At 67.1% G+C, this 13,299-nt stretch carries 10 protein-coding genes; 7 read left to right on the top strand and 3 right to left on the bottom strand.

From position 1 onward, the window contains the following. Positions 1 to 113: 113 nt before the first annotated feature. Entirely contained in the window at positions 114 to 1,016 is a 903-nt protein-coding gene (locus BLV05_RS29815) for a dihydrodipicolinate synthase family protein (RefSeq protein WP_046773070.1), read from the top strand. A gap of 1 nt (position 1,017) precedes the next feature. Here the strand turns inward: BLV05_RS29815 and BLV05_RS29810 are convergent, their stop codons facing one another. Continuing rightward, the gene (locus BLV05_RS29810) at positions 1,018 to 2,844 is read right to left on the bottom strand and encodes a sialidase family protein (protein WP_172860724.1); all 1,827 of its coding nucleotides are present in this window, start codon (positions 2,842 to 2,844) and stop codon (positions 1,018 to 1,020) included. Positions 2,845 to 3,555: 711 nt separating this feature from the next. Between BLV05_RS29810 and BLV05_RS29805 the strand changes: the two genes are divergently transcribed. Further along, on the top strand, positions 3,556 to 4,323 hold the full coding sequence (locus BLV05_RS29805) for a FadR/GntR family transcriptional regulator (protein ID WP_197683403.1): 768 nt from the start codon (positions 3,556 to 3,558) through the stop codon (positions 4,321 to 4,323). A 312-nt stretch (positions 4,324 to 4,635) separates the two neighbouring features. Here BLV05_RS29805 and BLV05_RS29800 read toward each other — a convergent pair whose 3' ends face one another. Both BLV05_RS29800 and BLV05_RS36255 read right to left on the bottom strand, forming a co-directional pair. Further along, positions 4,636 to 5,640 carry an SGNH/GDSL hydrolase family protein gene (locus BLV05_RS29800; RefSeq protein ID WP_052763241.1) on the bottom strand — a complete coding sequence of 335 codons (1,005 nt, stop codon included), beginning with the start codon at positions 5,638 to 5,640 and terminating at the stop codon, positions 4,636 to 4,638. Then, positions 5,637 to 5,891 (bottom strand): hypothetical protein, encoded by a 255-nt coding sequence (locus BLV05_RS36255; protein ID WP_152691163.1) that lies wholly within the window; start codon positions 5,889 to 5,891, stop codon positions 5,637 to 5,639. Before BLV05_RS36255 ends, BLV05_RS29800 begins: the two co-directional genes overlap by 4 nt. Positions 5,892 to 6,306: 415 nt before the next feature. On the opposite strand from BLV05_RS36255, the gene BLV05_RS29795 reads away from it, so the two are divergent. The 5 genes from BLV05_RS29795 (at position 6,307) to BLV05_RS29775 (ending at position 13,298) form a co-directional block, all read left to right on the top strand. Continuing rightward, the gene (locus tag BLV05_RS29795; RefSeq protein WP_172860721.1) at positions 6,307 to 8,211 is read left to right on the top strand and encodes a sialidase family protein; all 1,905 of its coding nucleotides are present in this window, start codon (positions 6,307 to 6,309) and stop codon (positions 8,209 to 8,211) included. A gap of 122 nt (positions 8,212 to 8,333) precedes the next feature. After that, positions 8,334 to 9,320 carry an ABC transporter permease gene (locus BLV05_RS29790; RefSeq protein WP_082155340.1) on the top strand — a complete coding sequence of 329 codons (987 nt, stop codon included), beginning with the start codon at positions 8,334 to 8,336 and terminating at the stop codon, positions 9,318 to 9,320. Continuing rightward, positions 9,317 to 10,267 carry a carbohydrate ABC transporter permease gene (locus tag BLV05_RS29785; RefSeq protein WP_046769590.1) on the top strand — a complete coding sequence of 317 codons (951 nt, stop codon included), beginning with the start codon at positions 9,317 to 9,319 and terminating at the stop codon, positions 10,265 to 10,267. Before BLV05_RS29790 ends, BLV05_RS29785 begins: the two co-directional genes overlap by 4 nt. 78 nt (positions 10,268 to 10,345) lie before the next feature. Then, entirely contained in the window at positions 10,346 to 12,001 is a 1,656-nt protein-coding gene (locus BLV05_RS29780; RefSeq protein ID WP_046769591.1) for an extracellular solute-binding protein, read from the top strand. 364 nt (positions 12,002 to 12,365) lie between these two features. Beyond that, positions 12,366 to 13,298, top strand: coding sequence for a dihydrodipicolinate synthase family protein (locus BLV05_RS29775; protein ID WP_052762594.1), 933 nt, complete (start codon positions 12,366 to 12,368; stop codon positions 13,296 to 13,298). Position 13,299 lies beyond the last annotated feature (1 nt).

The raw sequence follows: 13,299 nt of genomic DNA, 5'->3' as shown, positions 1-13,299 counted from the left end.
ACCCGCGCGACTTCCTGGTGCTCGACGACCTCCAGGCCTGAGACCACCCGAGAAGTTCCTTGAGAGAGGGCCCCGCCTTGACCACCTTGAACCACTCCGCCGGCAGTTCGGCGATGACCCTGCTGACGGCCGTGTTCACCCCGTTCCGCCCGGACGGCGGCCTGGACCTGGACGTCGTCGGCGACCAGGCCGACGCCCTCGCGGCCTGGGGTACGCGTGGCGTGTACGTGGGCGGCACGGCCGGCGAGGGTGCGTCGATGACGACGGCCGAGCGGATGGCCCTGCTGGAGCGCTGGTGCGAGGTGGCGGCCGGCCGGTTCGACGTCATCGCGCACATCGGGCACACCAGCCTGGCCGAGGCGCGTGACCTGGCCGCGCACGCCCGCGACGCCGGGGTTCAGGCGATCTCGGCCGTGCCGCCGTACTTCCACCGGCCGCCTGACGCGGCGGCGGTGGCGGACTTCTTCGCGCGGGTCACTCAGGCCGCCCCGGACGTCCCGTTCATCTATTACCACATCCCCGGAGTCACCGGTGTGACCGTGCCGGCCAGCGAGGTGCTGACGGCCGCACGGGACCGCATCCCCACCTTCGCCGGCATCAAGTTCGCCCACGACGACCTCGCCGACCTGCAGCGATGTCTGGAGCTGGCGGACGACCGCTACGAGCTGTACGTCGGCAGCGCCCGGCTGCTGCTGGCGACGATGGGCATCGGCGCGCGCGCCGCCATCGGCTCGGCCTACAACTTCGCCGCGCCCGTCTTCCTGCGCATGATCGAGCACGTCGAGCGCGGTGAGCTGCGCGAGGCGCGGGCCTGCCAGTTCCTCGCCCAGTCGGCCATCGATACGGCCGTCGCCTTCGGTGGCGAGCTGGCCGGGTTCAAGGCCGCCGCCAACCTCGTCGGGCCGGACTGCGGGCCGTGCCGGCCGCCGCTGAGGTCGCCGGGCCCGGCGCAGGTCGCCGAGCTGCGCGACCGGCTCGACGCGCTCGGGCTGCTCGCCGTCGCGCCGAGCCGATGAGTCACCGTGGAACGATCTGTTTCATCGGGAGGTGGGTCACGGGGGTGGCGCCTTGGACGGAGTTGGTGGCGGCGAGGTCGGCGACCTGCTCGGCGGTGAGTGCGGTGTCGAACAGCCAGACCTCGTCGATGGCGCCGACGAACTGGGCGTTGATCCCGTCGACGCGGGCGCCGACCCTGATCCCGGTGCGCGCACCGGCAGAGACCGAGCCCGTGCCGATGGACGCGCCGGTAGCCGCGACCTGGCCGTCGACGTAGAGGACGACGCCGTCGACATCACGCACCAGGGCGACGTGATGCCACTCGTTGTCCACGAAATCACCCAGCGCGGTCAGAGTCCTGGTGGATCCCTTGTCGGTCGAGATCTGGGCCCTGATGACGTTGCCGCTGTTGGGCTCGACCTGGATCCACCACCTCGGCCCGAACCGGTCGTGGGCATAGAGGATGGCCTGGTTGTTGCCAAGGTAGTCGGTACGGAACCACGTGGCCGCGGTGAACGGTTCACTGCCGAACGACAACTCGTCGGTCAGGGGCAGCTCCGCGTAATCGCCCGCGAGAGACAACCCACGGCCGAACCTCCCGGCCACGATGCCCGGTGTGCCACTGATCGTGGCATCGTGATCACCTGCGACGTCCGGAGTCACCGCCGGTGGGGGCGTGGGCACATCCAGCAATCGTTCGGGCACCCGCGTGAAGTAGATATCGTGGTGATACGTCAACTCCTGGTCACCGGGATAAAACCGCTCACCGCCCTCGAATGCGACGCCGATCACGCGATTGCCAGGCCGATCACCCAGGAGCACCATCTCGGAGTAGGCCGACGGTCCGTCGTAGACCTCGTAGCTCGGTTCCCACGTCTCACCGCTGTCGAAACTCGACCACAAGGTCAGCTTCTCCCGAGCCGTCGGGTGATTGGGAATGGACAGCACGACCCGATCCGGCCTGGCGTGCATGGCTGGTAACCGGACCAGCGAACCGTGCACCGTCGAGGTCACCACCCCGTTGACCGCGTCGTACGGCTCGTCGAATGTCTCACCACCGTCGCTGCTGGTGGTATCGACTCGGTGCCCGGGCGTAGATCCCTGGTCACGGGCGCTGAAGTACAGCCGTCCGTCCTCCAACTCCACGACCGAGACCTCGTTCGGCCGCAACTCCTCCATGCCTTGCTCATCGACCGCCCCGACCCGCCACGACTCACCACCATCGTCACTGATGAGGGCGTGCCCGCCGGTGTGCAGGTCGTCCTGACCGGGCTCAAAATAGGTGTGCCGACCCGGGAGCACCAGACGGCCCGCGTGTTCGCCCTGCGTGATCTGGATACCGTGCCCAGGGCCGCCGACGACGCTGCGCCAGTGGTCCAGGCGCACCTCGGACGTGATGTCCACCGGATCTGACCAGGACACGCCATGATCGTCGCTGTGCAGAATGACGTCGCGTTGCACGTCCTCTCCTCCGGAACGGGTGGTGTTCAGCACGATCCGACCGGTGGTCAGGTCGACGACCGGTACCGGATTGCCCCACTTCTCGGTCCCGCCGCCGCCGACGATAACCTGGATCGATCCCCACGTGACGCCGCCGTCGGTCGATCGCTTGAGCACCAGGTCGATGTCGCCGGTGTCACGCGGGCTGTTGACCCGGCCTTCGGCGAAGGCGAGCAGCGAGCCGTCCGTGGCCTCGACCAGCGCCGGGATGCGGAACGTGTGATAGCCGCCCTCACCCCGCGTGAACACCGTCGTCCTGTGCGAGGTCGTGGAGGTGCCGGGGTCAGCCGCCGATGGTGGCGCGACCTGCACGGTGGCGACCAAAGCTATCGAGGTGGCTGCGGTCATGGCTAACAGCACATGTCGTCGTCTCGTCGACATGATCCTCCGTCCACTGGATCGGTTGATCGGTCACCCGTGAGTCGCCGAGGCTGCTCCTGTCAGCATCAGCCGCAGCGGCATCCACCGAGCATTGGTCACCAGGATTCCGCCTCGGTGGTCAGCATCTGCCGACCGCGGGCGACCGGCGACGGGCTCTGCAGCTTGTTCGGCTGGTACGCGACGGTGCACTGCGGCTCGCGGCGAACAGCACGTCGATGTCCGCGGCCGCCTCCTGCGGGGCGATCTCCGGCTCAAACCCGACTACTTTAGGCGCGGGTTCGGTGTTGGGAGCAGACTCAGCGTGGCGAACACCGCCATGCTCTTGCCTGAACCGGCTCACTCACCGCACTTAGCCTTTCGCCGCCGAAGACGTCATAGCTCATCCCATCGACCCCGCGTGCCGCGCCTGTCAGCGTCGTGAACTCATGACGAGGTCACGCAGACTCAGCACCCATTACCCAGCGTCGCGATCGGCGGCAACAAGCGTGCTGTCGTTGAGGACGGTCCCATCGCAATCGAGGGTTCCACAGACACCCGCGACCTCCGTATCGCTGTCGTCGACCGACAGATTGCTACAAGATGTCCTACAGTTCGCTACTGTAGAGTCGGCGCTTGCTGGTGTAAAGGGGTCGCAAGATATCCTACAGATCGGCGCCGAAGGGGAGGTCCTGCCAAAAGGTGGCGACTCAGCAGGACGACGACGTAGAGCCGGACTTCCGGCGGCTGGACAGCAGAGTCCCGCTGCACCAGATCGTGCAGCACGAGATCAGGAACTACATCCTCAAGGAAGGGCTACGGCCCGGCGATCCGCTCAAGTCTGAGTCCGAACTCGCCCGGCTCTTCGGGGTCAGCCGCAACTCGGTCCGCGAGGCGGTCAAGGCGCTGGAGTCCACCGGTGTCCTCGAGACGCGGCGTGGCAGCGGCGTCTACATCCGCGACTTCTCCTTCGCACCGCTGCTCGACCACCTCCCGTACGGCCTCATGCAGGGTCACCGGGCCCTGCGCGAGCTGGCCGCGTTGCGCAAGACACTCGAGTCCGCCCTCATCACCGACGCCATGCGGGCCATGACGCCGGAGAGCGTCACGGCCATGCGCGAGACGCTCGAGACGATGCGCGAGCTCGCCGAACGCGGCGAGCACTTCGCCGAGCAGGACCGGCGGTTCCACCAGCTGCTGTTCCGCGATCTCGACAACACCATGCTGCTCCGGCTGTTCGACCTGTTCTGGCAGGCCTTCCACGCGGCGGCCCCGCCGGCACGCGGCCGCACCCCGATGGATGCCTACCAGGGCCACGCTGCGATCCTCGACGCGATCCTCAGCGGCGATCCGGACCAGGCGCGCGACGCGATACAGGATCATTACGTCGGCATCGAAGCCAAACTCACCGTAGACCCGCCGCCAGCGGCACCACGGCCCACCGAGACCACGGATGCCGGCGGAAGCTGATCGTCGCTTCCCAAGTACGCGAACTGCTGCCGCGCAGGCTCGGCGACGTCAAAGACGGTGGTACCCGAACTCAACCGGAGCCGTTGCCAAACCCACCCAGTAACAGCTCGCGCGACATGCACATCTTGCGAATATCCGTCGAATGCCACTTGTCCCTCGTCCTTCTTAGCCCACGTGTGGTGCCTGGCATGACGGTCAACCACTGTGCAATTGCCATGCTGCGACAGAGATCAGCGAAGGACTTCGCCCTGTTGTTTTTGGCCACACGATCGGTCGGTCGCGCGACCTCGGGCGGGCATCAGCGCGCTGAGGTCAGCCGGACGAGAGGTTCGCTTTCAGTACGGTACCGATCCGGGCGGCCATCGTCCGGTAGCCGAGCGGGCCGGGATGCAGCCCGTCGGCCAGCAGGTCCGCCTCCGCAAGCCTGAGGATGGACGTTCCATCGACGAGGTGCAGCTTGCTGTCATCGACGGACATGTCGGCGACGACCTCATGGACGCCCTCTCGCAGGTCGGTCAAGGTGACTCCGGCCGCGTTGGTCGATGCCTCGCGCGCGGGGCTGGCGATGGGCGACATGACGACGATCGGCGTCTCAGAGTGGGCTTCGCGGATGCGGGCGATGAAGTCGGCCACCCTTCCCCGCCAGGTGCGGGCGCTGTAGGTGACGGCTCCATAGACGTTGATTCCGAGGCACAAGGAGATCAGGTCCGCACGCTGGTCGCGGATGGTGTCGGCGACGACGGGATCGAGGTGGCACTGGCCTCCGAACCCGAGGCACAGCAGATCCCACTCCTCTGCCCGGGCGACGAGGGCTGGCCAGGTCTCGGACGGTCCCGATGCGTGGCGGCATTGGGTGATCGAGCTTCCGTAGCAGATCCAGCGGCGCGGCGCCTGCGGCGCCGGCTGTGTGGTGCCTGTCGTATCCCTCAGCTGTACGTCCGCCAGGCGGGTCTGCCCGTGCTGCGGGAGCCACAGCTCGATCGCTGCCCGCCGCCCGGGAAGTGCGAACGTGAGCTGGCTCTTCCCGGCCACCACTTGCGCTCGCTGCACGAGTTCGTCATCGACGAGCAGATCGAGCGGCGACGGATCCTCGGTTCCGATGTCGAGCTCGAGGGTGAGCTCGCGGGCGTCGCTGATCATCGCCGCACGGACGCCGGCCGGCGCCTTCGCCTTCTCGAACAGCTCAGGAGCGTAGGCGCGCCCCTGCAGGCGCGGTGGCAGTCGCCACGGCTGCCGCCAGCGGCCGGCGGGCTCCCAGCTCACCGCGCCGTGCCACAGGTCCGGGTGGTCCATGGGGTCGATATCGATGTCGGTCATGACGTCAGAACCGGGGCGTCGCCGGCCTCGCCGCGCAGCTGAGCGAGGCGGGTCGCGGGGGTTGCATGGGCGGCGTCGGCAGGATCGGGATACACGCGCGGAATTTCCCTGGTCCTCTTGCAGGTCGTAGAGCTCCCACCCCGGCGGGCAGGGTCGATGCAAATGAGCGGCAGGTCGCCTTGTTTGTCGTTCCAGATCGGGCTTGAAGCGTTCTTCGATATCGGCAGAGCAGCCATGGCGTCGCCGATCATGGGTGACTCCAGCGCTGTACGGCGTCGTGGGCCGACCTTCGGGTGGCCCCGAACTGCCGAGCCAGCTCGGACTCCGGCTTCAGCGCATCGCCTGGGCGGAGCTTGTTGGTCATGGTGGGGCTCCGGATCTCGTTCTGCACGGTCAGGTGCAACGGGACCTGCTGTCCCAATCGTCGGACCGGATGGGTCAATCACGGGCGTTCAGTCACCCTCGCCTCGCCTCCTCTTGACAGCACGTCAGCGTCGCTCTACGGTCGAAAACCTGTAGGACATCGGACTGAATCATAGCGTGATCCAGCCAAGGCGCCTCACTCCGATGTTCGATCGGCGCGCATCATCAACGCACCTCCCTGAGTTCGACTCTTGGTGCGGCCATTCCCCGGCCGTCCAGCAGAACCGAGCGGAAGGAACCAACATGTCGAAGACGACACCGCGAAGGCGGCCACTGGTCGCCGCCCTCACCGGCGCCGCCGCACTCGCAATGGTTGCCGCCTCAGCCGGTGGGCCGGCCTCGGCGACGGACGATGAGCATGTTGCCCAGGCGACCCGCACCACAGTGTTCACGCGTGGCGAGGGTGGCTACCACACGTTCCGCATCCCGGCGCTGGTCGAGGCCACGGACGGTTCCCTGCTCGCCTTTACTGAGGGCAAGGCGAATGGGCCTGGCGACTGGGGCGACATGGACGTCGTGCTCAAGCGATCGACCGACGGCGGCGCCACCTGGGGGCCGATCCAGGTGCTCGTGGACGACGGTCCGAACAAGTGGAGCAACACGGTGCCGGTCGTTGATCAGCGGACCGGCCGCATCGTGCTCAACACCCACCGCTTCGACGGTGACGTTGTGGGCGACGATATCGAGTGTGGTAGGTCGTCCGTGGGTTCCTACACGATGTATAGCGACGACAACGGCGCGACCTGGTCGGAACCGGTGGACATCACCGCGCAGGTGAACCCGGGCAATTGGCGGATGATCTCCGCCGGGCCTGGCCACGGTATCCAGATCACGCAGGGCGAACACGCGGGCCGGCTGGTGATCCCGGGCCGGCACAGTTATGTGGAGCCGGGCCAGGAGTGCACCGAGCTTACCGGTGCTGGTGGGCATGCGTTGATCAGTGACGATGGTGGTGAGTCGTGGCGGGTCGGGGCGGTCGATGAGCAAGGCATGGAGGAGTTGCGGCCGAACGAGGTCTCGGTCGTGGAGTTGGAGGACGGACGGCTGTACTTCAGCGCCCGTGACCAGGGATCTACGCCCGGGCACCGAGTCGATACCACCAGCAGCGACGGTGGTGAGACATTCGACGAGTCGTACGACGCGGTCAACGGGGTGGTGACCTCGACGGTGCACGGTTCGCTGGTCCGGTTACCAGCCATGCACGCCAGGCCGGATCGGGTCGTGCTGTCCATTCCCAATCACCCGACGGCTCGGGAGAAGCTGACCTTGTGGTCGAGTTTCGACAGCGGTGAGACGTGGGAACCGAGCTACGAGGTCTACGACGGACCGTCGGCCTACTCCGAGATGGTGCTCCTGGGTGATCGGCCTGGCAATCGCGTGATCGGCGTCGCATTCGAGGGCGGTGAGCGGTTTTATCCCGGTGACCAGGAGTTGACGTATCACCACGATATCTACTTCACGCGGGTGCCCGAACGATTGCTGGATGTGCCCACGCCCCCACCGGCGGTGACTCCGGACGTCGCAGGTGATCACGATGCCACGATCAGTGGCACACCGGGCATCGTGGCCGGGAGGTTCGGCCGTGGGTTGTCTCTCGCGGGCGATTACGCGGAGCTGCCCCTGACCGACGAGTTGTCGTTCGGCAGTGAACCGTTCACCGCGGCCACGTGGTTCCGTACCGACTACCTTGGCAACAACCAGGCCATCCTCTATGCCCACGACCGGTTCGGGCCGAGGTGGTGGATCCAGGTCGAGCCCAACAGCGGCAACGTCATCAGGGCCCAGATCTCGACCGACAAGGGATCCACCAGGACTCTGACCGCGCTGGGTGATTTCGTGGACAACGAGTGGCATCACGTCGCCCTGGTGCGTGATGTCGACGGCGTCGTCCTCTACGTCGACGGCCAGGTCGCGGCTACCGGCGCGTCCATCGGCACGGGCTCGGTCTCTGCCGGTGCGCGCACCGGGATCAGGGTCGGCGCCCGCGTCGACGGGATCAACGCCCAGTTCGTCGGCGCCATCGACGAGGTCTGGCTGTTCGACACCGCACTCACCGCCGAGCAGGTCGCCGACCTCGCCGCCACCAACTCCGTCCAAGGCGCCACCCCCGTGACCCACCTCCCGATGAAACAGATCGTTCGACGGTGACCGCGCCCGGTCGGCCCCGACCAGTGTCGAGGGCCGGCCGGCCACCAGCCAGTGCCGGCGCAGGTCGATCATCGGCACGCCAGGAAGGACCCCCATGCCGGCCCGTCATCTAGGTGGTGACCATGACGTCGCCAGTCGTTGAGCAACGCGCCACCAAGCCCGATCGCGGTCGTGGCGGCAACCGACCCATAGGGCGAAACCGATCGCGGCGACGCCGGGTCCGGCCCGACCTGCTTCTGGTCGGGATCGGGTTGCCGGGCGGGATCGCGTTGATCCTGTTCCAGTACTTCCCGCTGGCCTTCAACGTGATCGCGTTCCAGGACTATCAGCCGTATCTCGGCATCGGCGAGTCGCAGTGGGTCGGGTTCGGAAACTTCTCGTTCCTCTGGGACGGCAACCCGCAGTTCCTGAACGCGCTGAAGAACACCCTCATCCTCACCGTGATCCAGACGGTGTTGGTGTTCCCGATCCCGCTGGCGTTCGCGCTGATGCTGAACTCCCTGGCGGGAGAGCGGCTCAAGCGGCTGTTGCAGTCGATTCTCTATCTGCCGCATTTCATGTCGTGGGTGATCGTGGTCGCGCTGTTCCAGCAGGTTCTGGGCGACGCCGGGATGCTCAACACCTTCCTGATCCAGAACGACATCGACATCGTCCGGATCATCGGTGTGCCCGACCTGTTCACGACCCTGCTCACCAGCCAGATCATCTGGAAGGACGCCGGCTGGGGAACGATCATCTTCCTTGCCGCGCTGTCCCAGATCGACCAGGAGCAGTACGAGGCGGCCGCGGTCGACGGCGCCGGCCCGCTGCGCCGGATGTGGTCGATCACGCTGCCGGCGATCCGCGGGTTGTTCATCCTGCTGTTGATCCTGCGGCTCGGGAACAGCCTGTCGGTCGGCTTCGAGCAGATCATCCTGCAGCAGGGACCGGTCGGCCTCGAGGCCAGTGAGGTGCTCGACACCTGGGTCTACAACAACGGGATCATCGGCGGCAACTGGAGTATGGCGTCGGCCGTCGGCCTGTTCAAGATGCTTGTCGGCATCGTGCTGGTGATCGGCGCGAACAAACTGGCCCACCTCTTCGGCGAGCGGGGGGTCTACGAAAAATGACCGTCACCGATTCCGCCGCTCGTCGCGGTGATCGCGCCGCGGCCCGAGCGCGCACATCCGCAAAGCGGCCGGTGTGGATGGAGAAGCCCAGCAGGCTGGTCCAAGGCATCAAGTTCATCGCCCTGCTGATCTCGGTCGTGCTCGTGATCGTCCCGTTCTGGACGGTCATCGCCACCTCGTTCGCGGACCAGGAGACGATCAACGCCAACGCCGGCGGCATGGTGATGTGGCCGACCGGCTTCACCGTGAGTTCCTACGAAGCACTGCTCAACGGAGGAGTGGTCACCCGGGCATTGGCGATCTCGGTGCTGGTCACCGTTGTCGGCACCCTCTTGTCGCTGGCCGTCACCGCGTGCCTCGCGTTCTGGCTGTCCCGGCCAGGGGCCCTGGGCGCCAAACCGATGCTCCTTCTGGTCCTCGGCTCGGTGCTGTTCTCCCCCGGCCTGATCCCCAACTATCTGGTGGTCAAGGAACTCGGGCTCCTGGACAGCTATTGGTCCTTGATCCTGCCGGTCATGGTCAACGGGTTCAACGTGATCGTCATGCGCGCCTTCTTCCAGAACCTGCCACAGGAACTGTTCGAGTCCGCGGCGATCGACGGCGCGTCCTCGGCCACCGTCCTCGTCAAGATCGTGCTGCCGCTGTCCAAGGCGGTACTCGCGGTGATCGGGTTGTTCTACGCCGTGGCGTATTGGAACGCCTTCTTCAACGCATTGCTCTACATCCAGTCGGCGGACAAGTGGCCGATGGCATTGGTCCTTCGCACGTTCGTGGTGAACCAGACCACCATCGGCGGTGACCAGGTCGGTGCCACCGAGGCGCTACCGCCGCAGCTCTCCCTCCAGATGGCGATCCTCGTCCTCGCCACGGTGCCGATCCTGATCGTCTATCCCTTCCTTCAGAAGCACTTCGCCAAGGGCGTCATGATCGGCGCGGTGAAGGGCTGACTCGACCCCACGTCGACTTCCGTGACCACTGCAACGACGCATCCGGGCTCCGGCCCGGCTGAGAACGGAGACCACGTCATGTCCACACCTGCGTTCGATCGCCGTCGCTTCCTGTACGGCGCCGGCAGCCTGGCGCTGCTGACCGGCGCCGGCGGCCTGCTGTCCGCCTGCAACAACTCGGATGGGGCGCCGAGCGGCAATCAGGCCGATGCGAACCGGAGCCTGGACCTGCCGGCCTACCAGCGCTTCTCCGGCGCCCAGCCGGACCTCCCCGGCACGGACATCGGCGTCGACGACGCGTACCGGACCTACCCGGCGGACCGGCCCAGGTCGGTGGAGAACGTCCCCGGCGACGGCAGCACCGTCTCCGGGATGGCCAACATCTTCTACGCGATTCCGCCGGGCCCGGACCGCAACGCCTTCTGGGCCGGTCTCAACGAGAAGCTCGGGGTGGACCTCGACCTGCGGATGGTGCCGAACGCCGACTATCCGACGGTGTTCCAGACCATGATCGCCGGCAGCGACCTGCCGGACCTCGTCATGATGCGTCCCCCGGCCAACAGGATCCCGAACCTGCCGCAGTTGCTCGACGCCCAGTTCACCGACCTCTCCGCACACCTGTCCGGCGATGCCGCTCTGGACTACCCGAACCTGGCGAACCTTCCCACCGACGCCTGGCGATCGACGGTCTACAACGGCGGCATCTACGGCATCCCCATCCCTCGAGGCCGCACCCACAGCTACCACTTCGTCCGCCAGGACCTGTTCGAGAAGTACGACATCCCCGTCGACCTCAAGGGCTACGACGAGTTCGCCGAGGCGATGAAGGCGCTGACCGACCCCAGCGAGCGCCGATTCGCACTCAGCCGGATCGTTCCGACGATGAAACTCCTCGGCCGGATGAACGGCGAGCCGAACAACTGGCGCGACGAGGCCGGGAAGCTCACCCGCAGCTACGAGACCGAAGAGTTCAAGCAGACCGTCAGCGACATGATCGACCTGTGGGACTCAGGGGTCATCCACCCCGATGCGTTCTCCGACGCACAGCCGTTCAAGCAGCTGTTCAACGCCGGCACGTGTGCCGTGAACCCCTCCGACGGCTACGGCGGCTGGACCCAGTACATCCTCGACAACAAGGCGAACGCGGAGTTCGAGCTCGGCCTCCTGCCGGTCTACACCCGAGACGGTTCTGAACTGGCGCCATGGGCGTACGGCCCCGGGCTCTACTCCTTCGCCGCGATCGCACAGCAGGAGGACGAGGAGCGCCTGACGATGCTCCTCCGGATGCTCGACTGGCTGTCCGCGCCGTTCGGAACCGAGGAGTACACGTTCCGCTTCTACGGCGACGAGGGGCGCGATCACACGCTCGACGGCGACGGCAACCCCGTGCTGACGGCCGAGGGAACGGCGAACACGGTGCTCCCGATCCGCTACCTGGCCGACTCGCCGTCGCCGATCTTCGTGCCCGGTCGCCCGCAGGACGCCGACTACCAGCACGAGTTCCAGACGAGAGTGCTGCCGAACGGTATCGCCGACCCCACCGTGGGCCTGTTCTCGAACACCGACGCCACCCAGAACGCGACGATCGAGAAGACCTTCACCGACGGCGTCAACGAGATCATCCAAGGCCGCAAGCCGATCGGTGACCTGAACTCCCTGGTCAGTGCCTGGCGAAGCGGCGGCGGAGACCAGATCCGCGCTGAGTTCGAGGAGGAGCTGCAACAGGCTGGCTAAGCACAGGGTGGACCGTCGAGATGAGGGCCGGCGTCATCGGCTCTCCGAGCTCCCCGAGTTCGCTGACCGCCACGGTTGACTTGCGGGCCATCCCGGCGCAGGGCGGAACACCACGTTCGGCCCCAACGTGCCGCCTGCGTATGCCGAGGCGCTCGGGGCGGCCGGCTCGGCCATGACGCCCGCGGACCAGGAGGCCGCCTACGCCGCGCTGAACAGCACGCTCGTCAACAGGCGTGGGCCATCGGCATCTCCACCGTGCCGTCCCTGTTCGCGCTGGACAAGCGCATCACCGGGCTGGTCACCGACTCCCGCGACTTCGTGAACCTCACCGACACCAAGGGCTGACCTTGCCGAAAGGAACCACATGACCGGGTTGCGCTACTCCACCGACGGTCCCGACATGGCGCTGCTCACCGCCGTGTTCACCCCGTTCACCGAGACCGGCGAGGTCGCTCTCGACACCGTGCCGAAGCAGGCCGACGCCCTGCTCGGCTGGGGGTCGGCGGCGGCCTACATCGGGGGCACCGCAGGCGAAGGCGCGTCGCTCTCGACGGCGGAACGGATGGCCCTGGCCGAGCGGTGGTGCGAGGTCGCGGACGGACGGCTCGATGTCATCGTCCACGTGGGCCACGCCAGCCTCACCGAGGCCCGCCGGCTGGCGGCGCACGCCGAGTCCGTGGGCGCCCGGGCGATCTCGTCCGTCGCGCCCTACTTCCACCGCCCGGACACGGTGGCAGCGCTGGTCGACGCCTGCGCCGCCATCGCCGACGCCGCGCCGACGCTGCCGTTCACCTACTACCACATCCCCTCGATGACCGGCGTCGACCTGCGGGCCAGCGACGTGCTCGTGGTCGCTCGGGAGAAGATCCCGACGTTCGCCGGCGTCAAGTTCGCCCACAACGACATGGCCGACCTGCAGCGCTGCCTGCACCTCGCCGGCACCGAGCACGAGGTGTTCGTCGGCGTCGCCAAGCTGGTGCTCGCCGCGTGGCAGTGGGGCGCCCGCGCCGCCATCGGGTCGGTGTATAACTTCGCCGGCCCGCTGTTCCGGCGGCTGCTCGACCACGCCGCCCGCGGCGAGCTGGAGCAGGCGCGGGCCGCCCAGCAGCTGGCACATCAGGTCATCGACGCCGCGTCGCGCTACGGCGGGGAGCTGGCCGGCTTCAAGGCACTGGGCGCGCTGACCGGTGTCGACTGCGGCGGATGCCGCACGCCGCTGGTGTCGCCCGGCCCGGAGCAGCTGGCCGTGCTGCGCGCCGAGGTGACCGAGCTCGGCTTCCTCGGCGAGGGCCGCTGAC

It is taken from the genome of Jiangella alkaliphila (assembly GCF_900105925.1).
In the GTDB taxonomy this organism is placed as follows: domain Bacteria; phylum Actinomycetota; class Actinomycetes; order Jiangellales; family Jiangellaceae; genus Jiangella; species Jiangella alkaliphila.
This window is presented reverse-complemented; position numbering and strand designations above follow the sequence as displayed.